The organism is Cupriavidus sp. DB3 (assembly GCF_020418465.1).
Taxonomy (GTDB): domain Bacteria; phylum Pseudomonadota; class Gammaproteobacteria; order Burkholderiales; family Burkholderiaceae; genus Cupriavidus; species Cupriavidus cauae.
On the sequence record NZ_JAIZPL010000001.1, the window covers coordinates 1,242,549 to 1,267,146 of the forward strand.

14 protein-coding genes are annotated in these 24,598 nt (G+C 70.5%); 10 read left to right on the forward strand and 4 right to left on the reverse strand.

The window, feature by feature from the left end:
- The first annotated feature begins 5 nt into the window (after positions 1-5).
- From glgB to K7G19_RS05400, 4 genes are all read left to right on the forward strand, one after another.
- A complete protein-coding gene (glgB, locus tag K7G19_RS05385) occupies positions 6-2,282 on the forward strand; it encodes a 1,4-alpha-glucan branching protein GlgB (RefSeq protein WP_226106177.1) in 2,277 nt (758 codons plus the stop codon).
- A gap of 11 nt (positions 2,283-2,293) precedes the next feature.
- Complete coding sequence (glgX, locus tag K7G19_RS05390; protein ID WP_226106178.1) at positions 2,294-4,423, forward strand: glycogen debranching protein GlgX; 2,130 nt, start codon at positions 2,294-2,296, stop codon at positions 4,421-4,423.
- Between the two features lie 133 nt (positions 4,424-4,556).
- On the forward strand, positions 4,557-6,896 hold the full coding sequence (gene malQ, locus K7G19_RS05395) for a 4-alpha-glucanotransferase (RefSeq protein WP_226106179.1): 2,340 nt from the start codon (positions 4,557-4,559) through the stop codon (positions 6,894-6,896).
- Positions 6,897-7,126: 230 nt separating this feature from the next.
- Positions 7,127-7,483 carry a response regulator gene (locus K7G19_RS05400; protein WP_187829073.1) on the forward strand — a complete coding sequence of 119 codons (357 nt, stop codon included), beginning with the start codon at positions 7,127-7,129 and terminating at the stop codon, positions 7,481-7,483.
- 131 nt (positions 7,484-7,614) lie between these two features.
- On the opposite strand, the gene K7G19_RS05405 is transcribed toward K7G19_RS05400, so the two are convergent.
- On the reverse strand, positions 7,615-8,736 hold the full coding sequence (locus K7G19_RS05405; RefSeq protein WP_370639486.1) for a DNA topoisomerase IB: 1,122 nt from the start codon (positions 8,734-8,736) through the stop codon (positions 7,615-7,617).
- A gap of 381 nt (positions 8,737-9,117) precedes the next feature.
- On the opposite strand from K7G19_RS05405, the gene K7G19_RS05410 reads away from it, so the two are divergent.
- The 4 genes from K7G19_RS05410 (at position 9,118) to treY (ending at position 18,602) form a co-directional block, all read left to right on the forward strand.
- A complete protein-coding gene (locus tag K7G19_RS05410; RefSeq protein ID WP_150082532.1) occupies positions 9,118-11,643 on the forward strand; it encodes a glycogen/starch/alpha-glucan phosphorylase in 2,526 nt (841 codons plus the stop codon).
- A gap of 241 nt (positions 11,644-11,884) precedes the next feature.
- Positions 11,885-13,663, forward strand: a complete 1,779-nt coding sequence (glgA, locus tag K7G19_RS05415) for a glycogen synthase GlgA (protein ID WP_226106180.1) — start codon at positions 11,885-11,887, stop codon at positions 13,661-13,663.
- Positions 13,664-13,798: 135 nt separating this feature from the next.
- Positions 13,799-15,856, forward strand: coding sequence for a DUF3459 domain-containing protein (locus K7G19_RS05420; protein ID WP_226106181.1), 2,058 nt, complete (start codon positions 13,799-13,801; stop codon positions 15,854-15,856).
- A gap of 157 nt (positions 15,857-16,013) precedes the next feature.
- Positions 16,014-18,602 carry a malto-oligosyltrehalose synthase gene (gene treY, locus K7G19_RS05425; protein ID WP_226106348.1) on the forward strand — a complete coding sequence of 863 codons (2,589 nt, stop codon included), beginning with the start codon at positions 16,014-16,016 and terminating at the stop codon, positions 18,600-18,602.
- Between the two features lie 88 nt (positions 18,603-18,690).
- Here treY and K7G19_RS05430 read toward each other — a convergent pair whose 3' ends face one another.
- Both K7G19_RS05430 and K7G19_RS05435 read right to left on the reverse strand, forming a co-directional pair.
- Positions 18,691-20,838 (reverse strand): ATP-binding protein, encoded by a 2,148-nt coding sequence (locus K7G19_RS05430; protein ID WP_226106182.1) that lies wholly within the window; start codon positions 20,836-20,838, stop codon positions 18,691-18,693.
- Positions 20,839-21,013: 175 nt separating this feature from the next.
- A complete protein-coding gene (locus K7G19_RS05435; RefSeq protein WP_226106184.1) occupies positions 21,014-21,871 on the reverse strand; it encodes an SDR family oxidoreductase in 858 nt (285 codons plus the stop codon).
- Between the two features lie 354 nt (positions 21,872-22,225).
- On the opposite strand from K7G19_RS05435, the gene K7G19_RS05440 reads away from it, so the two are divergent.
- Together K7G19_RS05440 and K7G19_RS05445 are read left to right on the forward strand one after the other, a co-directional pair.
- Positions 22,226-23,086 (forward strand): hypothetical protein, encoded by an 861-nt coding sequence (locus K7G19_RS05440; protein ID WP_226106186.1) that lies wholly within the window; start codon positions 22,226-22,228, stop codon positions 23,084-23,086.
- Positions 23,026-23,715: a methyl-accepting chemotaxis protein gene (locus K7G19_RS05445; RefSeq protein ID WP_226106188.1), complete on the forward strand. Its 690-nt coding sequence runs from the start codon at positions 23,026-23,028 to the stop codon at positions 23,713-23,715. Before K7G19_RS05440 ends, K7G19_RS05445 begins: the two co-directional genes overlap by 61 nt.
- 158 nt (positions 23,716-23,873) lie before the next feature.
- Here the strand turns inward: K7G19_RS05445 and K7G19_RS05450 are convergent, their stop codons facing one another.
- Complete coding sequence (locus K7G19_RS05450; RefSeq protein ID WP_149316305.1) at positions 23,874-24,545, reverse strand: MarC family protein; 672 nt, start codon at positions 24,543-24,545, stop codon at positions 23,874-23,876.
- Positions 24,546-24,598: the final 53 nt, after the last annotated feature.

The window sequence follows — 24,598 nt, forward strand, 5'->3', positions numbered from 1 at the left end:
CAACCATGGCCACCATGACTTCCTCCGGCCCCGCGTCGACGCGGGGCCCGCACGGACACTCCGGGCACGCCGAACACGCCGCCGTGCAATACGAGGCGCTGCTCGATGCGCGCCACGCCGACCCGTTCTCGCTGCTCGGGCCGCACCGCGAAGGCGACCGTACGGTGGTGCGCGCCTGCCTGCCCGGCGCGCAGTCGGTCGCGCTGGCCGACACCCTGGGCAATACCATCGGGCCGATGCAGTGCATCCACGCCGGCGGCATCTTCGCCGGCACGCTGCCGGACAAGCTGGGCCGGCGCGACTACCGGCTCGATATCACCTGGCCCGACGGCACCCGCCAGTTGAGCGCCGACCCGTATTCGTTCGACCTGCTGCTCGGCGAGCTGGACCTGCACCTGATCGGCGAGGGCCGGCATTTCGAACTGGGCCGCTGCCTGGGCGCGCAATGGATGATGGTCGACGGCATCGAGGGCGTGCGCTTCGCGGTGTGGGCGCCCAACGCCAGCCGCGTCTCGGTGATCGGCGACTTCAACGGCTGGCATCCGGCGCGCCATCCGATGCGGCTGCGCTACGGCGTCGGCGTGTGGGAGCTGTTCGTGCCGGCCGGGCTCGGTGTGCAGCCCGGCAGCCGCTACAAGTACGACCTCAGCGACGCGCACGGCCACCCGCTGCCCGACAAGGCCGACCCGCTGGCGCTCGCCACCGAGCTGCCGCCGGGCACCGCTTCGGTGGTGACGCAGGCCGGCGTGTCGGCGCCGCCGTTCGGCTGGACCGACCAGGCCTGGATGAGCCGCCGCTCCAGCCAGGACCCGTATTCCACGCCGATGTCGGTCTACGAGGTGCATGCCGGCTCGTGGCTGCGCGAGGTCAATGATCCCGCGCGCGGCTGGGAGATCCTGGGCGAGCGCCTGATCCCCTATGTACGCGACCTCGGCTTTACCCATATCGAGCTGCTGCCGATCACCGAGCATCCGTTCGGCGGCTCGTGGGGCTACCAGCCGCTGTCGCTGTTCGCGCCGACCGCGCGCTTCGGGCCGCCGCAGGCCTTCGCCGCCTTCGTCGACCGCTGCCACGAGGCCGGCATCGGCGTGATCCTCGACTGGGTGCCGGCGCACTTCCCGACCGATCCGCACGGGCTGGCCGAGTTCGACGGCACCGCGCTGTACGAGCACCAGGACCCGCGCGAGGGCTTCCACCAGGACTGGAACACGCTGATCTACAACCTCGGCCGCAACGAGGTGCGCGGCTTCCTGCTGGCAAGCGCGCTGCACTGGTTGCGCGAGTTCCATATCGACGGGCTGCGCGTCGACGCGGTCGCCTCGATGCTGTACCGCGACTACAGCCGCAAGGCCGGGCAGTGGGTGCCGAACCGCTTCGGCGGCCGGGAGAACCTGGAGGCGGTGTCGTTCCTGCGCGAGCTCAATACGGTGGTGCGCGAACGCTGCCACGGCGCGATGACGATCGCCGAGGAATCGACCGCCTGGCCGGGCGTGACCGCGCCCGTCGACAGCGGCGGACTGGGCTTCACCTTCAAGTGGAACATGGGCTGGATGCACGACACGCTGCGCTATCTGTCGCACGATCCGGTGCACCGCGCCTGGCACCACCAGGACATGACCTTCGGCATGGTCTACGCATGGTCCGAGGCCTTCGTGCTGCCGCTGTCGCACGACGAGGTCGTGCACGGCAAGGGCTCGCTGATCGGCAAGGCGCCGGGCGACCACTGGCAGAAGCTGGCGAACCTGCGCGCGTATTTCGGCTTCATGTGGACCCACCCCGGCAAGAAGCTGCTGTTCATGGGCGGCGAGCTGGCGCAATGGCACGAATGGAATCACGAGAGCGAGCTCGACTGGGCGCTGCTGGATCATCCCGACCATCGCGGCATGCAGATGCTGGTCCGCGACCTGAACCGCGCCTATCGCGAGCTGCCCGCGCTGCACGCCTGCGACCACCATCCCGGCGGCTTCAGCTGGGTGATCGGCGACGACAGCCATAACAGCGTGTTTGCCTATCTGCGCCGCGCCGCGCCCGACAGCGACGACGTGGTGCTGGCGGTGATCAACATGACGCCGGTGCCGCGGCCGGGCTACCGGCTCGGCGTGCCACGTGCCGGACGCTGGCAGGAGATCATCAATACCGATGCCGCGTGCTATGGCGGCAGCAATGTCGGCAACGGCGGCGAGCTGTTCGCGGAAGCCGTGCCCTCGCACGGGCTGCCCGCCTCGCTGTCGCTGACGCTGCCGCCGCTGGCGATGCTGCTGCTGCGCCATCTGCCCGACTAGGAGGGTCCTGCTTGTCGCGTTCCCCGATCGCCAGCACGCTCCTTCCCGGCAAACCCTACCCGCTCGGCGCCCATTGGGACGGCCTCGGGATCAACTTCGCGGTGTTCTCGGCCAATGCCACCAGGGTCGAGCTGTGCCTGTTCTCGCGCAACGGCCGCAAGGAGCTGGCGCGGCTGACGATGCCCGAGTGCACCGACGAGGTCTGGCACGGCTATCTGCCCCACGCCTCGCTCGGCACGGTGTACGGCTATCGCGTGCACGGCCCGTACGAGCCGCACCACGGCCATCGCTTCAATCCCGCCAAGCTGCTGCTGGACCCCTATGCGCGCAAGCTGACCGGCCCGCTGCGCTGGGCCGATGCGCTGTTCGGCTACCGGCTGCAGAGCCCGCGCGCCGACCTGACGCCGGACCGGCGCGACAGCGCGCCGATGATGCCCAAGGCCATCGTCGTCGACGAGAGCTTCCATTGGGGCGACGACCGCCCGCCGGCGGTGCCGTGGGAGCGCACCGTCATCTACGAGGCGCATCTGCGCGGGCTGTCGATGCGGCGCGACGACCTGCTGCCGCATCAGCGCGGCACCTTCGCCGCGCTGTCCGACCCGCGCTATGTCGACCATCTGCATCACCTCGGCGTGACTACCATCGAGCTGCTGCCGATCCACGCCTTCCTGCAGGACCGTTTCCTGGTCCAGCGCGGACTGCGCAACTACTGGGGCTACAGCACGCTGAGCTACTACGCGCCCGAGCCGGCCTACCTCAGCGGCGGCGAGCTCAACGAGGTCAAGGTCGCGATCCGCCGGCTGCACGCGGCCGGCATCGAGGTGATTCTCGACGTGGTCTACAACCACACCTGCGAAGGCAACGAGCTGGGCCCGACGCTGTCGTGGCGCGGACTCGACAACGCCAGCTACTACCGGCTGGTGCCGGGCGACGAGCGCCACTACATCAACGACACCGGCTGCGGCAACACGCTGAACCTGTCGCATCCGCGCGTGCTGCAGATGGTGCTCGATTCGCTGCGCTACTGGGTCCAGTGCTACCACGTCGACGGCTTCCGCTTCGACCTGGGCAGCACGCTCGGGCGCGAGGGCAACGGCTTCGATCCGGGCGCGGGCTTCTTCGACGCGGTGCTGCAGGACCCGGTGCTGTCGCGCGTCAAGCTGATCTCGGAGCCATGGGACCTGGGCCCGGGCGGCTATCAGGTCGGCAACCATCCACCGGGCTTCGCAGAATGGAACGACAAGTTCCGCGACACGGTGCGGCGCTTCTGGCGCGGCGACCCCGGCCAGCGCGGCGAGCTGGCCGCGCGGCTGACCGGCTCGGCCGACCTGTTCGACCGGCGCCACCGCAAGCCCTGGGCCTCGATCAACTTCGTCACCGCGCATGACGGCTTCACGCTGGCCGACCTGGTCAGCTACGCCGCCAAGCACAACGAGGCCAACGGCGAGGACAACCGCGACGGCACCGACGACAACGCCAGCGCCAACTGGAGCCCCGACGGGTCGGTGGAAGGCCCGACCGACGATCCCGCGATCCTCGCCACCCGCGGCCAGGTCGCGCGCGCGATGATGGCCACGCTGCTGCTGTCGCAGGGCACGCCGATGCTGACCGCCGGCGACGAATGGCTGCGCTCGCAGCAGGGCAACAACAACGCCTACTGCCAGGACAACGAACTGTCGTGGCTGAACTGGGACGACGCGCAGACGCCCACCGGGCGCGGCATGGTCGAATGCGTGCGCCGGCTGCTGGGCCTGCGGGCGCGGCTGCCCGCCTATGCGGAGCGGCAGTTTCTCCACGGTCGTCAGGAATTCGCACCAGGTCTTCACGATATCGGCTGGTTCGGCGTCGATGGCGAACCGCTGACGCCCGAACAGTGGTCCAATCCCGAGGAACGGACGCTGGCGCTCAGGCGCGCCAGACGCGACGCCGATGGGCAGGTCCACGTGACGGTACTGCTGCTGAATGCCGGCACCGAGGCGGTCGAATACCGGCTGCCGCCGCCGGCGCTGATCTGGTCCCGCCTGTTCGACAGCGCCCGGCCGGAATTGCCGGAAGCGCCGCTCGATCATCCGGTCCAGCCGGTCGCGCCGCACGCCGCGGTGCTGCTGGCCGCCACGCTGGCGCCGTCGGGGCCGTCGTAACGGACGGCCTCGTTCGGCAACCCGATTCGGCGCCCGGTGCGGCTACCGATTCAGCGCCCCGATCACCGGCCACCGTCCGCCATCGTCCGCCAACGTCGCCATCCCGACCAGTCAGCCACAAAGGAGCCCCACCATGCCGCGCCAAGCCAATCCCGATGCCGCGCTAGCATCGCTGCACCTGCTCGCCGAGCGTGCCGGCCTGCTGGTGTATTGGCAGGATGCCCAGGGGCGCGATCGCGTGGTCCCGGAGGAATCGCTGCGCATCGTGCTCGAACGGCTGGGCCTGCCGTGCAAGACCATCGGCCAGTGCGAGGCCTCCCGCGCCCGGATGCTGGCCGACGACGCCGCCACGGCGTTGGCACCGCTGCTGACCGCCGACCAGGGCAAGCCGATCCGCGTGCCGCTGGCGCATACCCGGCAGGAGCAGCCGTTCCGGCTCGAACTGGAGGACGGCAGCGTGCAGACCGGCGTCGCCCGCCGCGATGCCCGCGGCGCGCTGATCGTGCCGGCGGTGCAGAGCGCCGGCTACCATCGCCTGCTGATGGGCGATGTCGAGGTGAAGGTCGCGGTCGCGCCGCCGCGCTGTTTCGGCGTGCAGGACGCGCTGCGCGGCATTGGCCTGTCCGAGCAGGAGCGGATGCGGCGCAAGCCCTGGGGCCCGTCGGTGCAGGTCTACGGCCTGCGCCGCGGCGCGCCGGCCGGCATGGGCGACCTGAGCGCGCTGGCGATGTTCGCCGAGGCGGCCGCACGCGAAGGCGCCGACGCGGTCGCCATCAGCCCGCTGCACGCCGGCTTCGCGGCCTTTCCCGAACGCTACAGCCCCTACTCGCCGTCCAGCCGGCTGTTCCTGAACGTGCTGTATGCCGACCCGGCGCCGGTATTCGGCCACGCCGCGGTGGCGCGCGCCATCTCGGCGCTGCAGCTGGGCGGGCTCATGCAGACGCTCGAAGCGAAGGCCGAGATCGACTGGCCGGCGGTGGCCCAGGCGCGGCTGAAGATCACGCGCTGGCTGTGGGACCACCGGGACCAGCTGCTGCCCGCCGACGCCGCCGACGATCTGGCGCTGTTCCGCAGCAAGGGCGGCACGCCGCTGCTGGCGCACGCCGCCTTCGAGGCCCTGCAGGCCCAGCACGTGGCCGAGGCGGGGACGCGCGCCGAGATGCAGGTGGCCGGGGACTGGCGCCGCTGGCCGGTCACGCACCGTTCGCCGCAGGACGCGGCGCTGACGGCCTTCGCCAGCGCCTTCCCCGACGAGATCGGCTATCACGTGTTCCTGCAATGGATGGCCGAGGACGGCCTGCGCGCGGCGCAGCGCAGCGCCCGCGATGCCGGCATGGCGATCGGACTGATCGGCGACCTGGCGGTCGGCACCGACCCCACCGGCAGCCATGCCTGGACCCGGCAGAACGAGATGCTGCAGGGCTTCTCCGCCGGCGCCCCGCCCGATGTGTACAACCCGCTGGGGCAGAGCTGGGGCATCACGGTGTTTTCGCCGCGCGGGCTGCGCCGGCACGGCTACACGGCCTTCATCGAGATGCTGCGCGCGAACCTTGCCCATGTCGGCGGGCTGCGCATCGACCATGCGCTCGGGCTGGCGCGCGTCTGGCTGGTGCCGGAAGGCGTGCCGCCGCAATCGGGCGCCTATCTGCGCTACCCGATGGACGACCTGCTGCGGCTGATCGCGCTCGAATCGTGGCGCCATCGCGCGATCATCATCGGGGAGAACCTGGGCACGGTGCCGGCCACCTTCAACACCACGCTGGCCGAGCGCGGCATGCTGGGCATCGATGTGCTGTGGTTCGAGCGGGCGCAGCCGGACAGCGAAGGCAAGGACGAGACGGCGGGTAGTTCCGGCCGCAAGTCCGCCGCACGCTCTACCAGCGAAGAGACCGGCGCGATGAACAGCAATGCGAGCGGCCGCGCGCCCGACGACACGGGCGGCAAACCCGTACCGCAACCGGCGGAACACACCGCGACGCCCGCGCCGGAGGCCCCGGCGCCCTTCGTGCCGCCCGAGCGCTGGCCGCCCAACGCGATCGCGACGTCGACCACGCACGATCTGCCGACCATCGCCGGCTGGTGGGCGGGGCAGGACATCACCTGGCGCGCCCGTCTGGACCAGCTCGGCCCCGACGTGACCGAGGCCGGCGCCCGCGCCGAGCGCGCCCGCGACCGGCAGGCGCTGTGGCAGGCGCTGTGCGAAGCGGGACTGGCCAGGGGCGAGGCGCCCGACCCCGACCGTGCGCCGGTGGCGACGATCCTGGCCTGGCTGTCGCGCGCGCGCACGCCGTTGCGGCTGGTGCCGGTCGAGGACCTGCTGGCCGATGTCGAGCAGCCCAACCTGCCGGGCACCACCAGCGGCCATCCGAACTGGCAGCGCCGGCTGCGCTTCGATGTGCAGGCGCTGTTCAGCCAGACCGGAGTCCAGCGGCGCATCGAGGCACTGCGCTCGGGCCGTGCGCCCAAGGGTTGAGCGGCCGAACGACACCGCACGTCCGCACGTCCGCACGCCTTCGCGCCCTCCCGCCCTCGCGCTCTCGCGCCCTCGCGACCTCACGCCCGGACGGCTGGGCGCCGGACGCCATACCGTCATAACGTCATACCGCCATACCGTCTTGGCGCGGGGCCACGCCGCCCGCCCCTGGCGCGCCGCTTGCATGGCAAGGTCGGAACGATCGCGATCTGCCAACACAAGGTATTACCGTGCGAACCGTACTTGTCGTCGACGACGATCCCGCCGTGGCCCATGCAGTGGCCAGCGCCCTGAGCCGCGCGGGATTTAGCGTCGAGTTGGCCGAAGATGGACTGGCCGGCTTCGATGCGGCCCAGCGGCTGCACCCCTCGGTGGTGGTCACCGACTGGGTGATGCCGCGCGGCGACGGCGCGCTGCTGTGCCATCTGCTGCTGGGCGATGCGTCGCTAAGTCGTACACCGATTGTCGTTTTCTCCAGCATCCAGACCATGCCCGAGGTGCCGAATCCGAACGTGCGCTACTGCCGCAAGCCGTGCGCGCCGGAAGCGCTGATCCGCACCATCGACGAGCTGCTCGAACACAGCTGAACCGCGGGACACCGCCCTCCCCGCGCTCGCCGCACCAGTTGCACAGGCTGCACCAGCCGGCCCCGCGGGCCAGCTGCCCCAGCAGCCCCAGCCGCCTCACCCATGCCAGCCGCACTGCCTCGCCAGCGGCACTAGCCGCGGCCAGCCGCCGCGCTCTGCCCTTCGAGCAACGCCAGCAGCCGGGTCTCGTCCATGCTCAGCGCCCTCACCGCGCGGCGGCACTGCCCGCAGGCCGCCATCTTGTCGTTCATATAGGCGTCGACCACGGTCGGGTGGACATAGCACTGCCGGCATACCGCCACGGTATTGCGCAGGCGCCGGGCCACGACCTTGATGGTGGCCGCCACCGCGCGCTTGCGGGCGGCCTCGGTTTCCGCCGCCGGCGCCTTGCGCAGTTCGGCCAGCGCATGCACGCTGCCGGCCCAGGTGCGGAAGTCCTTGGCGGTGAAGTCCTCGCCGGCCACCTCGCGCAGGTACGCGTTGACATCGTCCGAGCCGACCTCGCGAAGCTCGCCGTCCTCGTCGCGGTACTTGAACAGATGCTGGCCCGGCAGGTCCGCGCAGGTGCGCACCAGCCGCGCAAGCTGGCGGTCCTGCAGCGTGACGTCATGCTCGACGCCGCTCTTGCCGGTGAACAGGAAGCGCAGCCGGCTGCCGCGCACCTGCACGTGGCGGCGGCGCAGCGTGGTCAGGCCATAGGTGCGGTTCTGGCGCGCGTAGCGGCGGCTGCCGACCCGCACCAGCGTGGCGTCGAGCAGCAGCAGCACGGCGGCCAGCACCTTCTCGCGCGGAATGCCATTGCGCTGCAGGTCGCGCCGGGCGCGCCGCCGCAGCCGGGGCAGCGCACGGCCGAACGCGAGCAGGCGGTCGTACTTGTTCTCGTCGCGCAGCGCGATCCAGGCGGGGTGGTAGCGGTACTGCTTGCGGCCGCGGGCGTCGCGGCCGGGGGCCTGGATATGGCCGCGGGGGTCGGGGCAGATCCAGACGTCCTGGTAAGCGGGGGGAATCGCCAGCGCGTCGATGCGGGCGATGGTGTCGCGATCGCGGATGCGGGTGCCGTCCGGCGCGAAATAGGCGAAGCGGCCGCGCACCAGGCGCCGCGTGATGCCGGGCCCGGTGTCGTTGACATAGCGAACGCCGGGCGGCAATGTCTCGCGCGCCGCCGCTGCCGCGGTCGCTGCCGTGGTCGCTGCGGTGGTTCCTGCTGTCGTCCCTGCTGTCACGCTCTCAGCGGCCGGCGTCGAAGCGCGCATCGTGGCTCCCGTCTCCACCCTTCCCGTCCGGCGCCGTGGCCGCGCCGTTCTGGCGCCGTTGCAGCGCCGCTCTTTGCGCCGTGTCGCGCCGTTCCTCGGGATGGCATTCCGACATTAGTCCGGGGCGGCGCCCGATGCATCCCGCCGCGCGCGCAATCGTTTGTAGGAATGGGACGACATGGGCGCGAACCAAGCCCCCGATCTTCCTAACCGTTTTCTACAAACTCACCAATAATTGGCAAGAACTGCCCGGCGCCCTACCCGTCCGGGCCAGCAAAACCCGCTTACCCGGGGCAAGGTACGTCTCTTGCAACTCCCTCCGGTTTTCCCAACCGGAGGACCGCCATGTCGCAAGCCGCCCGGGCCCAGCTCGCCGAAACCATGCCCGCCGACAGCCACGAGGACACCCGCACCGCGATGTCGGGCGCGACCATCCGCCGCGCCTTCCTCGACCATGTCTTCTACACGCAGGGCAAGCTGCCCGGCCTTGCCAGTCCCAACGATCTGTATCAGGCACTTGCCCATACGGTGCGCGACCGGCTGGTGCAGCGCTGGATCAGTACCGCGGAAACGTATCTGGGCCAGCCCTCGCGCACGGTCGCCTACCTGTCGGCCGAATTCCTGCTCGGTCCGCACCTGGGCAACAACCTGGTCAACCTGGGCATCTTCGACGAGGTCAAGGAGACCATGGCCGAGCTCGGCCTGGACCTCGACACGGTGCTGGCGCAGGAGCTGGAGCCCGGGCTGGGCAACGGGGGCCTGGGCCGGCTGGCCGCGTGCTTCCTCGATTCGCTGGCGACCATGCAGATCCCGGCGCTCGGCTACGGCATCCGCTACGAGTACGGCATCTTCCACCAGTCGATCATCGACGGCATGCAGGTCGAGAGCACCGATACCTGGCTGCGCCATGGCAATCCGTGGGAAATCCAGCGCTCCGAATGGGCGGTGCAGGTCAAGCTGGGCGGCCAGACCGAGCACTACACCGACGACCGCGGCCACTACCGGGTGCGCTGGGTGCCGGCCAAGACGGTGGTCGGGGTGCCGTTCGATTCGCCGATCCTCGGCTATCAGGTCAACACGGTCAACACATTGCGGCTATGGCGGGCGGAGGCGACCGAGGCCTTCGACTTCGGCGTGTTCAATCGCGGCGACTACCTGGGCGCGGTCAGCAAGAAGGTGACCTCCGAGAACCTGACCAAGGTGCTCTACCCGAATGACGAAACCGAGCAAGGCAAGGAGCTGCGGCTCGAGCAGCAGTATTTCTTCGTGTCGTGTTCGCTGCAGGACATGCTGCGGCTGCTCGACGCGCACGGCATTCCTGTCACGCGCTTCCACGAGAAGTTCGCCGTCCAGCTCAACGACACCCATCCGGCCATCGGCATCGCCGAACTGATGCGGCTGCTGGTCGACGAGCATGGCGTGGCATGGGACGAGGCCTGGCAGATCACCCGGCAGGCCTTCGCCTACACCAACCACACGCTGCTGCCGGAAGCGCTCGAGATGTGGCCGCTGCCGCTCTTCCAGCGCACGCTGCCGCGCCATCTGGAAATCATCTACGAGATCAACGCGCGCTTCCTGCATGAGGTGCGCATCCGCTTCTTCGGCGACGAGTCGCAGCTGTCGCGCCTGTCGCTGATCGACGAGCGCGGCCAGCGCCATGTCCGGATGGCGCATCTTGCCTGCGTCGGCAGCCATACCATCAATGGTGTCGCCGAGCTGCATTCGCGGCTGATGCGCGAGGACGTGCTGAAGGACTTCTACGCCATGTGGCCGGAGAAGTTCACCAGCATCACCAACGGCGTCACGCCGCGGCGCTGGCTGGCGCTGTCCAATCCGCGGCTGTCGCGGCTGGTGTGCGAGTCGATCGGCGACGGCTGGATCGGCGACCTCGACAGGCTGCGCGAACTGGAGCCCTACGCCGACGACACGGGCTTTCGCGACCGGTGGCAGGCGGCGCGGCGCGAGAACAAGGAAGACCTCGCGCGGCTGGTGCGCGAGACCACCGGCGTGGTGATCGACCCGTCGTCGATGTTCGACGTGATGGTCAAGCGCATCCACGAATACAAGCGCCAGCATCTGGCGGTGCTGCACATCGTGGCGCTGTACCACCGGATCAAGTCCGACCCGAACGCCGACATCGTGCCGCGCACCTTCTTGTTCGCCGGCAAGGCCGCCCCGGGCTACCACTACGCCAAGCTGATGATCCGGCTGATCACGTCGGTGGGCGACGTCATCAACCGCGATCCGCAGGTGCGCGACCGGCTCAAGGTTGTGTTCCTGCCCAACTTCAATGTGACCTATGGGCAGAAGATCTATCCGGCCGCCGACCTGTCCGAGCAGATCTCGCTGGCCGGCAAGGAGGCCTCGGGCACCGGCAACATGAAGTTCGCGATGAACGGCGCGATCACCATCGGCACGATGGACGGCGCTAATATCGAGCTGCGCGAAGCGATCGGCCCCGACCACTTCTTCCCGTTCGGCCTGTCGGCCGCCGAGGTCTACGCGCTGAAGGCCGCCGGCTACCGGCCCGCCGCATGCTACGAGAGCCATGCCGAGCTGCGCGCCGTGATCGACCTGATCGGCCAGGGCTTCTTCTCGCGCGGCGATCCGTCGGTGTTCCAGCCGATCTTCGGCGGGCTGCTGCAACACGATCCCTATATGTTGCTGGCCGACTTCGCCTCCTACCTGCATTGCCAGCAGGATGTGTCGGTGGCGTTCACCGACCAGGCGCGCTGGCAGCGGATGTCGGTGCTGTCGTGCGCGCGCTCGGGCCGTTTTTCGTCCGATCGTGCGATTCGCGAGTACTGCGAGCGGATCTGGCGGGTGAAACCGGTGCCGGTGCCGCTGCTGCATCGCGCCGCGATGAGCACGGCGGGTACCCGCCACAAGGGCGGCCCCGGCATGTAGTTCTTACACCGGCCGGCGGAGGCTTTGCGCAGTGCTTGTTTCAACAGTTACGAACCGGTTACGCAAACCGTTGAACGCAAAGCCTTTGCGAAACATCCGCCACGCTGGCATGCCATTCGCATGGCATCAACGCTTCACGCGCCGACGCCATGCAACGACGCTCCGCGAGTGAAGCGCAACAGCGGCGGTGCAGCCCGACCGCCGCCCCACCACCAGCGCATTCAGAATGGCGGAGATCAACTTGAACACGAACGTGCTATTCGTGGCGGCCGAGGCCATGCCCTTGGCCAAGACAGGCGGCTTGGGAGATGTCGTCAGCGGGCTGGCCCGCGCCCTGCAGCAGCGGGGCCTCGATGTCACGATCCTGATGCCGGGCTATCCGCAGGCCCTGGCCGGCGCCGTGGGGCTGCGCAGCCTCGGCGCGCTGAAACTTGCCGAGAGCGCGCCCGGGCTGGCGCTGGCACCCGGGCATAGTGCGATGCGGCTGATGGCCGGTCGGATGCCGGGCAGCAACGTGCAGGTCGCCCTGCTCGACTGCCCGTCGTTCTACGACCGCGCCGGCACGCCGTACACCGACCCGACCGGCCGCGACTTTGCCGACAACCCGCAGCGCTTCGCGGCGCTGGCGCATGCGGCGACCGCCATCGCCGCAGGCCGCACGCCGCTGCCGGTGCCCGCCGCCGTGCACGCGCACGACTGGCATGCCGGGTTGACGCCGCTCCTGATGCGCGCCGCCGGTCTCGACACGCCGAGCATCATCACGATCCACAACCTCGCCTTCCAGGGCATCTTCCCGCTGTGCCTGGCGGGGCAGCTTGGCCTGCCGGAAGACTGCCTGACGTCCGACGGCGTCGAGTTCTGGGGCAAGCTCAATTTCCTCAAGGCGGGCATCCGCTACGCCGACCGCGTCACCACGGTCAGCCACAACTATGCGCAGGAGATGCTGACGCCGCAGTTCGGCCACGGGCTGGAAGGACTGCTGCAGGCGCGGCGCGATGTGCTGGGCGCAATCCCGAACGGCATCGACACCGAGGACTGGGACCCCGCCAGCGACGATCTGCTGCCGCACTGCTATACGCCGAATGCGATGGCCGGCAAGCGGGCCTGCAAGGCGGCGCTGCAGAACCGCTTCGGGCTGCCGGCCGATCCGGCCGCGCCGCTGGTCGCGATGGGCAGCCGCCTGACGCACCAGAAGATGGCCGACGTGGCGCTGGGCGCCATCGAGCGCGCGCTGCAGGCCGACGACAGCGTGCAGTTCGCCGTGCTGGGCTGCGGCGAGGCCGCCATCGAGCGCGGCTTCGAGGCGCTGGCCGCGCGTTATCCGGACCGCGTCGGCGTGTCGATCGGCTACCGCGAGGAAACCGCGCACCTGCTGCACGCGGGCGCCGACGTGCTGCTGCACGGCAGCCGCTTCGAGCCCTTCGGCCTGACCCCGGTCTATGCGATGCGCTACGGCACGGTGCCGGTCGCCTCGCGCGTCGGCGGCCTGGTCGACACGGTGCGTGACGCCGGCCATGGGTCGACACCGCGGCCCGGCGCGACCGGCTTCCTGTTCGACGGCGAGACCGCCGAGGCGATGAGCGCGGCGATCGAGCGGGCGCTGCAATGGCTGCGGCGGCCGCGCGCGTGGAAGGTGCTGCAGCGCGCCGGCATGCAGGCGCTGTTCTGCTGGACGCAACCGGCCGAGCAATACCTGTCGCTGTACAGCGCGCTGTCGCCGGCCCTGGCCTCGGCGCTGGCGATGCAGCGCGCCGCGCAACGGGCAGCCGAGGCCGCACAGGTCGCGCAGGTCGAATCCGCGCCGCAGCTGCAACGCTCGCCGCAGCGCGTGCCGCGCTCGACGCCGGCCAGCGCCCCCGTCATGGCTTCCGAGCCCACGCCCGAACTCGCGATCCAGGCCTCGCCGTCGCGGCGACGCGGCCGTGGCGCGCGGGTCGACCGCGGCGCAGTGCCCGCGCAGGCCAGTGCGGCCGGCAACGGCGGCGGGTTCGGCGATGCACTGCCGACGGCGGCCGCCTGATGCCGCAAGCCGGCGGGACCGCAAGGTGCGCGGGCCGCGCGCCGCTGCGGATCCTGCCGCCTGCCTGGAATCGCTGCGGCCTGGAATCGCTACGGCTTTGAATCGACACGGCTTTGAATCGACACGGAAATCATCATGAGCGTAGAGCCGAACCCCGCCGCCGCGGCCGCGGCCCAGCCGCGCGGCGGCTGGGAAACGCTGGGCACCGCGCCGGCGCCCGCGCCGCTGGGCGGCGCGTCTGAAGCCGCACCGGCGCGCCAGCCCCGCTTCGGCCCCTTGCGGCTGGCCGACGGCCGCACCTGCTTCCGGCTGTGGGCGCCCGATATGGCGGCACAGGGCGAAATCCCCCGGCTCGAGATCCACGACGCCGGCCCGGTGCTGATGACGCCGGCCGGCGACGGCTGGTTCGAGGCCATCGTGGCCTGCTGCGAAGGCGCGCGCTACTGGTTCCGCCTCGGCGACGGCACCATCGTGCCGGACCCGGCCTCGCGCGCGCAGGCCGGCGATGTGCACGGCGCCAGCGTGGTCGTCAATCCGACCACCTACCAGTGGTGCCATCCCTACTGGCAGGGGCGGCCCTGGCACGAAGCCATCATTTACGAGATGCACGTCGGCCTGTGCGGCGGCTACGCGGGCGCGGCGCGCGAACTGCCGCGGCTGGCGGCGCTCGGCTTCACCGCGGTCGAACTGATGCCGCTGGCCGAGTTTCCCGGCAGCCGCAACTGGGGGTATGACGGCGTGCTGCCGTTCGCGCCGGAGTCGAGCTACGGCACGCCCGACCAGCTGCGGGCGCTGGTCGACGCGGCGCACGGCCTGGGCATGATGGTCCTGCTCGACGTGGTCTACAACCATTTCGGCCCCGAGGGCAACTACCTGCCGCGCTACGCCAGCACCTTCTTCCGCGAGGATGTGCGCACGCCATGGGGCCCGGCGATCGACTTCCGCCGGCAGGAAGTCCGCGACTTCTTCACCGAGAACGCCTGCTACTGGCTCGAGGACTTCCGCTTCGACGGACTGCGGCTCGACGCGGTGCACGCCATCGCCGACGAGGGCTGGCTGGCCGAACTGGCGCCGACGCTGCGGCAGCGCTGCGCCGGGCGGCAGATCCATCTGGTGCTGGAGAACGACCACAACGACGCCGAGCTGCTCGCCGGCGGCTACGACGCGCAGTGGAACGACGATGCGCACCACGTGCTGCACGTGCTGCTGACCGGCGAGCACGACGGCTATTACGCCGACTATGGCGCGGTGGTCGCGCCCGAGTTCGGCGCCGGTGCCGACGCCGCGCACCGGGCCGACTCCGGCAGCCATCCCGGCCCCGACTACGGCCGCGCCTACGACCAGGACGCGGCGCCGCGCGGCGATCATCAGCCGCTTGGCCCCACCACCCGGCATCTGGCGCGCGTGCTGGCCGAAGGTTTCGCCTATCAGGGCGAGGCGTCGCCGCATCGCACGCGTGAAGCGGGCGGCGACAAGCCCGTCCATCGCGGGCAGCGCAGCGCGCATCTGCCGCCGACCGCGTTCATCAGCTTCCTGCAGAACCACGACCAGATCGGCAACCGCGCGTTCGGCGAGCGCATCACGGCGCTGGCCCAGCCGCGCCCGCTGCGCGCCGCGATCGCGCTGCAGATGCTGTGTCCGCAGATCCCGATGGTATTCATGGGCGAGGAAGGCGGCACGCGCACGCCCTTTCTCTATTTCACCAGCCATCCGCCCGAACTGGCCGAGGCCGTGCGCGAGGGCCGCCGCCGCGAGTTCGGCTCGATGGCCGGTTTTGCCGACGGCGCGCGCGCCCACAGCATTCCAGACCCCAACGCACCGACCACCTTCGAGGCCTCGCGTCCGGAGTTCGATCCGGACGGCGAGAATGCGCAGTACTACAGGTCGCTCATCACGCTGCGCCGGCGCGAACTGCTGCCCCGGCTGCCCGGCACGCGCTGCGAAGGCGTCGACGTGCTCGGCGACGCGGCGGTGCGCGCGAGCTGGCGCATGGGCGACGGCGCGCTGCTGACGCTGTGGGCCAATCTCGGCGACGCGGTCGTTTCCTGCGGCGATGGACCGCAAGGCGAGCTGCTGGCCGAGAGCGAGCCCGGCGCCGCGCGCCAGCTGGAGGACGGCACGCTGTCCGCCGGCGTCACGGTCGCCTATCTGCAATCCGGGCAGCAGACGCCGTCCGAAGACACCACCGGCTGAACGCCGGGCGCTTGCCACCATGTCGTCAGCCTCCAGCAACGCATCGCATTCCGCCACCGCGCACCCGGCCGCGCATTCAGCCGCGCATTCAGCCACGCATTCGGCCGATCCCGCTGTCGATCGCGCCGCCGAGCACGCGGACGACCGGGGCAACACCATCGTGCCGCGCGCCACGGCAAGGCTCCAGCTGCATGCCGGCTTCACCTTCGCGGACGCCGAACGCCAGGTCGACTATCTCGCCTCGCTCGGCGTCAGCCATCTGTACCTGTCGCCGATCTTCACCGCCAAGCCGGGCTCGACGCACGGCTACGACGTCACCGACTTCCAGCAGATCAATCCCGAGCTGGGCGGCGAGGCCGGCTTCCAGGCGCTGGCCGGCCGCGCGCGCGCCGCGGGGCTCGGCGTGATCATCGACATCGTGCCCAACCATATGGCGGCCAGCTCCACGCACAACCGCTGGTGGGCCGACGTGCTGGCGCGCGGCGCGGAGAGCCCCTACGCCGGGCACTTCGATATCGACTGGCATTCGCCCGATCCCGAACTGCATGGCAAGGTGCTGCTGCCGATCCTGGGCCGCCCGTACTGGGAAACGCTGCAGGCCGGCGAGATCGCGGTGCGCAGCGACGGCCAGCGCCATTGGCTGCAATACGGCGAACACGAGGTGCCGTTGTCCGAGGAATCGATGGCGTCCTTCGATGCCGGCCGCGACGGCGCGCGCTTCGATACGGCGACGCCGGAAGGCCTCGAACGCCTGCACGCCCTGCTGGAGCAGCAGAACTATCGGCTCGCCTGGTGGCGCACCGCGGCGGACGAACTGAACTGGCGGCGCTTCTTCGAGGTCAGCGAGCTGGTCGCGGTGCGCGTCGAGCAGCCGCCGGTGTTCGACGACGTGCATGCGCTGGTGCTGCGGCTGGCGAGGGACGGCCTGATCGACGGCGTGCGCGTCGATCATGTCGATGGCCTGGCCGACCCCGGCGGCTATTGCCAGCAGCTGCGCGCGCAACTGAACGCCGCGATGGCGGCGCGCAACGCGCGCCCGTGGATCGTGATCGAGAAGATCCTGGCCGAGAGCGAAACGCTGCGCACCGAATGGCAGATCGACGGCACCACTGGCTACGACTTCATGGACGAGGTCGGCGCGGTGCTGCACGACGGCGCCGGCGAAACGGCGCTGACGACGCTGTGGCAGCAGGTCAGCGGCGACAGCCAGGCGTATGGCGAACAGGTGCGGCAGGCGCGCCGCCATCTGCTGTCGCGCTTTCTCGTCACCGAATTCGAAGGCGCCTGCCGCCGCCTGCATGCCTGCGCGCGCGCCGAGCCGGCCACGCGCGACCTGACGCTGGCGAGCTGGCGCCGCGCGCTGGCCGCGCTGCTGGAACCGCTCGAGGTCTATCGCACCTACCTGGGCGAACACGCGTGGTCGCGCGAGGACCGCCTGCGGCTGGAAACCGCCGCCGAGCTGGCGCGCCGCGCGGTCCGGCCCGACGACACCGCCACCGTCGATCGGCTGCTGGCCTGGCTCTGCGCGGGTCCGCACGCGAGCGGCGCGCTGCGCGAGGCGCGCGCCCGCGTGCAGCAGCTGATGCCGCCGCTGGCGGCCAAGGCCGCCGAGGACACGATGTTCTACCGCTACGGGCGGCTGCTGTCGCGCAACGAAGTCGGCAGCCACCCCGCGACGCTGGCGATGCCGCCGGATCGCTTCCACGCCCGCATGGCGGTTCGCGCGCAGGTGTGGCCGCACGCGATGCTGGCGACCGCCACGCACGACCACAAGCGCGGCGAGGACATGCGGATGCGGCTCGCGGTGCTGAGCGAACTGGCGCCGGAATGGCAGGCCGCGGTCGGCGAGTGGGAAGGCCGCGCCCTGCGGCTGGCGGGCTCGGGCGAGCGCGCCGTTCCCGATGGCGCCGACCGGCTGATGCTGTATCAAACGCTGGTCGGTGTCTGGCCGCCCGAGCTGCCGGCCGACCGCGATGCCGGCGACCCGGCCGTGCACGCCCTGCTCGAACGCGTGGGTGCCTGGCAGACCAAGGCGGTGCGCGAGGCCAAGCGGCACGGCCACTGGACCCGGCCGGACGAGGCCTACGAACAGGCCTACGCGGGGCTGCTGCAGGCGATGGCGCAGAGCGATCTGCTCGGCAGCGTGGCGCGCTTCGCGCAGCGCATCGCACCGGCCGGCGCGCTCAACAGCCTGGCGCAGACACTGCTGCAACTGACCGCGCCAGGCGTGCCGGACCGCTATCAGGGCACGGAGGGCTGGGACTTCAGCCTGGTCGATCCCGACAATCGCCGCCCGGTCGATTACGACGCGCTGCGCGCGGCGCTGGCCTGCACGGCGGGCTGGCAGAGCTGGCTCGAGCAATGGCGCGACGGCCGCATCAAGGTGCAACTGGTGCGCGCGCTGCTGGCCGCGCGCCAGGAGCAGCCGGCGCTGTTCCGCGATGGCGGTTACCGGCACTTGCATGGCGAAGGCCCGGCGGCCTCGCATCTGCTGGCGTTCGAGCGCCGCCGCGGCGACGAGCGCGTCATCGCCATCACCACGCGGCTGGCCGCAAGGCTGGTGCAGGATCGGCCCGCCGTCGCGCCCGCGGCATGGGGCGACACGCTGCTGTGCGTCGGCGAGCCGGGCGCCAGCCGCTGGACCGACGCACTGACCGGCCGCACGCTGTCGGCGCCGAACGGCCGCCTGCGCGTGGCCGACGTGCTGGACCCGCTGCCGGTCGCGCTGCTGCGCCGTACCGGCTGAGGGGTCTGCGCCGATGCCACCGTGCGGTGCGTATCTGCCGACCGGTGCCGTCTGAATCGGTGCCGTCTGTATCGGTACCGGCCGAGCGCTACAGCCGCGACGGGCTCGATTGTCCGTCCACGGCGCGCGTCGGCGCCAGGATGCCGGCCTTGACCAGCGTCTGCGCGTTCCAGGGCTTGAGCAGGAACGGCAGCCCCGACACCGATGCGAGCGCGATCATGTCGGCGTCGTCGGTCATCAGGATCACCGGCAGGAAGGGAAAGCTGCGGGTCAGCCGATCGCGCAGCGCCAGTCCGCCGAGCGCGGGACCGAGGCGCGCATCCGCGATCACCAGATCGAAGCCGTAGCGGTCGGTCGCCGCCATTGCCTCGGCCTCGTCGCGCACCAGCGTCACGCGATGGCCAGTTGCCTGCAGCGATTCGACCGCGCTCTGCACGCTGCGCGGCTGATCGGCGACGATCAGCACCGCGCTGGCGCCGCCCCCCCAGCGCGTGCGCGCATGGCTGTCGCCATGCTGCCAGGCCGGCAGATAGAGCCGCACCGTGGTGCCCTTGGCCACCTCGGATTCGATCACCGCCACGCCATCGACTTCGCGGCAGAAGTCGTGTACCTGCGCCAGTCCCAGGCCGCTGCCCAGGCCCGCGGTCTTGGTGGTGAACAGCGGCTCGAAGACGCGCTCCACCACCTCGGGCGGCATGCCCTTGCCGTTGTCGCGCGCCGACAGGCAGACATAGTTGCCGCGCATGCCGCCGGGACGGCTGCCATCGAGCGTCACGTTGGATGCCGTCACCACGAACTGCCCGCCGCTGGGCATCGCATCGCGCGCGTTCGACGCCAGGTTCATCATCGCCAGTTCGAGCTCGTTCTTGTCCGCGCAGACCGGCCAGCAGGCCGGATCGATCTCGTAGCGCAGCTGCACGCGCGGACCCAGGGTCGAGCGGATCAGCGGCGTCCAGCCCTCTGCTTCCTGCGGCAGGAGCAGGACTTCCTTGCGGTGCTGGCGCTTGCGGGCCATGCCGATCAGCTGGTTGCTCAGCGCGACGCCGCTCGCCACGCTGCGCTTGATGCCGGCCAGCGCCTTCTCGCGCGCGACATCGGGGCGCGTGATCATCAGGTCGGTATTGAACGAGATCACCGACAGCACATTGCGGAAGTCGTGCGCGACCGAGGTGATCAGATGCCCCACCGCCTCGAGCTTGCGCGACTGCCGATAGCGCTCCTCCACCTCCTGCCGGCGCGTGACCTCCTCCTGCCAGCGCAGATACGACTGCTCCTCGCGCTTGAGCCGGCGCAGGCTCATCCAGGCCAGCGCCCACAGCGCGAAGGCGGGAATCGCCGCGACGGTCGCGCCGATATACAGCCGGTGCCGCCACTGCGCGTGGATCACCCGCATCGGAATGTCGACCACCGCGTGCAGCAGCCCGCCGCCGATCGCCCAGTGCGCAACGATGCTGTCTTCGCCGCCCAGGCCCGGCATCCGCGCGACGCTGTCGCCGGACCCTTCCGATACGCGCTGCAGCCCCTCGCGCACCGCATCGGGCACCTGCTCGGGCACGCTGTCCGGATACGCGGCCAGCACCACGCCGTCGCTGCGCACCAGCGCGGCCTGGGCGCCGGTCTCCTGGCTCAGCACGTCGCGATAGAAGTCGGCGAAATACGAGGGGCGCAATGCCACCGACACCAGCCCGGCGACATTCGCGTCGGGACCGAGCCGCGGCATGCTGACGTTGATCACCCGCTCGGGTACCACCTTGTCGGTGACCACGCCGGTCACATCGAACGGACGCAGCCCGCCGACGATGGCGCGGAAGTCCTCGCGCTCGCTGATCGAGACGCGCGGCACCGGGTAGAAGCGGCTGCTGGCCAGCAGCACGCCCTGCTCGTCGTAGACCGCCAGCGACGACGCCTGCGGCAGGCCGCCGACGATATCGGCCAGGCGGGTATGGACGTCGTCCTCGTGCTGCCGCAGCTGCGCGTTGCTCCAGCCCGCGGTGGCATCGCGGATGCGGCTGTTGATCTGGTGATTGCCTTCGAAGACCTTGCTGGCGTGCTCCTGAATCACGCGGGCGAGCCGCGCGGAGCGCTGCTCGGCCTCGGCCACGTCCGCGCGCAGCGACAGCCACGCCCAGGTGGCCAGCACCGCCGCGGGGAACAGGATCGCGCCGAACAGCAGCGCGACCAGGGTACGGCGCTGCGTGGCGAAGTAGTGGCGCGTGCCGAGATAGCTGTGGGGCATGGTGGCAAGGGGCTGGACCGGGCAACCGCGATGGCGGCCACTGCACGAATGCGCAGCTTACCCCAGCAAGCATTCAGGTTAGACGCCGAGCCCCGAACGTCAAGCGCGAGCGCCCCCCGATGGGCCGGTGCCGGACGACCCATCGATCCCTTGCCACAACGAAACTTGCCTTTGCCTAGCCGTTGATCACCTCGCCGCCGTTGATATGCAGCACCTGCCCGGTGATATAGCTGGCCGCGCGCGAGGCCAGGAAGACGAAGCCGGCCGCCACCTCGAACGGCTGGCCGGGACGCCTCATCGGCGTCTCCTTGCCGAACTTCTCGACCTGCTCCGGCGGGAAGGTCGACGGGATCAACGGGGTCCAGATCGGGCCCGGCGCCACGCCGTTGACGCGGATGCCGCGCTTGACCACCTGCAGCGCCAGCGAGCGCGTGAACGAGACGATCGCGCCCTTGGTCGACGAATAGTCGAGCAGGTGCGCGCTGCCGCGATAGGCGGTGACCGAGGTGGTATTGACGATCGCCGAACCCGGCTGCAGATGCGGCAGCGCGGCGCGGGTCAGGTGGAACATCGCGAAGACGTTGGTGCGGAAGGTCGCCTCGACCTGGGCCTCGTCGATCTGCTCGGGCTGCTGCTTCGGATGCTGCTCGGCCGCGTTGTTGACGAGGATGTCCAGCTTGCCGAGTTCCTTGACGGTCCGCTCGACGACCTGCGCGGCATGGGCGCTGTCGCCGAGATCGCCGTCCATCAGCAGGCAGCGGCGGCCCGCTTCCTCGACCAGCCGCGCGGTTTCCTTGGCATCCTCATGCTCGTTCAGATAGGCCACCGCGACATCGGCGCCCTCGCGCGCGAAGGCCACCGCGACGGCGCGGCCGATGCCGCTGTCGCCCCCGCTGATCAGCGCGACCTTGCCGGTCAGCTGGCCGCTGCCGACATAGTCGTCGGCGCCGCTGTCGGGCTTCGGATGCATCTCGCTTTCCAGGCCGGGCTGCCGGTCCTGGTGCTGTGGCGGGAGTTGCTCGGGTGTGGCCATGGGCTTTCTCCTGTCTGGCAAACGTTGGCGAACGCCACGCCTGGCGCGTGGCACCTTGCCGTGGGGCCGCAACTTTCATGCCGCCGCCGGCATATGGCGTCCTTCCCCGCCCCAGCCGCTTCCACCCCGCTCATCGGTCCGGATGGCCCCGCCCCGGCGCTCTCCTCCTTACAACCGCGCTGGCAATCCTTACCGGCGACACCGGTCGTCCCGCGTCCTTGCGGGTAAACCATGACCGCGTCCGGCCTAAGGTCCGCCTCCGATCTGCCGATATCGTCGGTGCGGCGGCATGCCGTCGTGCGGCCGCGATAACAACATCACAACGAATGCGAAATTGCAACGACAGGGGGTCGAATGGGTAGCAGCACGCTCGCTTTGCGCGCGGAAGCGGGTCACACCGCCACGCGACCGGATGAACGCGTGCCGGAGGCGCAGGCCGCCGGCACGCTGCTGGAGGCCGTCCACCGGCGCGCCGACCGCCTGCTGGTCGGAACGATCTGGCTGCTGTGGGCGGCATCGCTGCTGGCGGGCTGGCGCTACGGCACGCTCGGCCCGAGCCTGGCGGTCGGCCTGCCGCTGTCGGCGGCGGCCAGCCTGTGGGCCGCGGCGCTACCGGGCCGGCTCGGCACGCGATTGGCGACCGCGGCGATCTCGATGACGATGGTCGGGCTGCTGATCCACCAGGCGCACGGGCAGGCCGAGTACCACTTCGCGGTGTTCGTGCTGCTGTCGGTGCTGCTGGCCTATCGCGACTTCCGGCCGATCCTGCTGGCCGCGGCGCTGATCGCCGTGCACCACCTGAGCTTCAACTATTTCCAGACCTGGGGCTGGGGCGTGATCTGCTTCACCGAGCCGGGCCTGGGCATCGTGCTGCTGCATGCGGCCTTCGTCGTGGTGCAGACCGCGGTGCTGGTGGTGCTGGCCCATCGGATGGAGGCCGACGCCCGCTCCGCCGGCGAACTGGCGGCGCTGGCCGCGCGCATCGGCAGCGATCCCGGCTACCTGACGCTGACGCCGGCGCGCCGCGGCCGGCCAGCGCGCTGGCGCGCTCGTTCCAGGCCACGCTGGACGCGGTGCGCGGCACGCTGCTGCAGGTGCGAGACAGCGCGGCGGAGGCCGCCGCTGCCTCCGGCGACATCCTGCAGCGCAATACGGTGCTGGCCGAACGCACGCACAGCCAGCAGCGCGCGCTGGAGGAAATCGTCACGGCGATGAGCGAGCTGCGCCGCAGCGCCCACGAGAACGCCGACCACGCGCAGGCGGCCCACACGCTGGCGGGCACGTCGCGCGCGGTGGCCGCGCAGGGCGGCGAGGTGATCGGCTCGGTCATCCGCACGATGGGCGAGATCCATGCGGCCAGCGAACGGATCGCCGACATCATCGGCGTGATCGACGGCATCGCATTCCAGACCAATATCCTGGCGCTGAACGCCTCGGTCGAGGCCGCCCGCGCGGGCGAGCAGGGCCGCGGCTTCGCGGTGGTGGCGGGCGAGGTGCGCACGCTGGCGCAGCGCAGCGCCGCGGCGGCCAAGGAGATCCGCGCGCTGATCGGCGAATCGGTCGACCGCGCGCGCGCCGGCTCGGAACTGGTCGGCACCGCCGGCAGCACGATGGGCGAACTCGAGGCCAGCGTCGCGCGGCTCGCCGCCATCGTCGACCAGATGGCGCTCGCCACCGGTGGACAGCGCGCTGGCATCGATCAGGTGGATGGGAATATCGCCGGCATCGACGCGGCCTCGCGCCAGAACGTCGACCATGTCGACCAGACCGCGCAAGAGGTCGCGCGCCAGCAGCAGCAACTGGCGCGGCTGACCGGCGCGGTGGGGCAGTTCAGGCTGGATTAGGTCGCGGGATGGCCGACCATCCGCACGCGCCGCCGGGCGGTGCGGCGGTGCGGCGGTACGGGGCTGCGGGGCTGCGGGGCTGCGGGGCTGCGGGGCTGCGGGGCTGCGGGGGTGCGGGGTGCGGGGTGCGGGGTGCGGGGTGCGGGCAATGCCGGCGATCAGCCCAGGCCCGGCAGCGTCGTCAGGTATTCGCTGATGCCCGTCATCATGATCTGCACGCCGATGCACAGCAGCAGGAAGGCCGACAGCCGCGTGACGACGTTGGTGCCTTCCGGTCCCAGCACGCGGGCCAGCAGTTCTGCGCGGCTGTAGACCACATAGACGACGATCGCCACGGCGACACTGACCGTCACCGACACCACCGCCGATTCGATCGCATCGCGCCATTCGCGGCTGCGGCTGGCGTTCAGCGCGATCGCGGTGGCGATCGAGCCGGGGCCGGTGGTCAGCGGAATCGTCAGCGGGAAAAACGCCATCTGCGTGACATCGCCGGTCGAGACCGATTCGATGCGCTTCTCGGCGGGCTGCGTCGGCGCGTTCAGCATGGTCCAGCCGCTGAACGCCACCACGAAGCCGCCGGCCAGGCGCAGCGCCTGCAGCGAGATGCCGAAGAAGCCGAGGATGGCGGTGCCGAGGAAGAAGGTCACCAGCAGCACGATCAGCGAATTGATCGCGACCTGGCGGCTCAGCTTGCGACGCTCCTCGACGGTCAGGAAGCGGGTCCGGTCGAACAGCACGAATGCCATGCCGAACGGGTTGATGATACTGAGCAGCGCGGAGAACGCGAGCAGGAACTCCGCCACCAGATTGCTCAAGCTCAGGATGCCCATTGTGCGCGCCTATCCTCACCAAATCGCGCAAGCATAGCGCATGGGGCACTGCG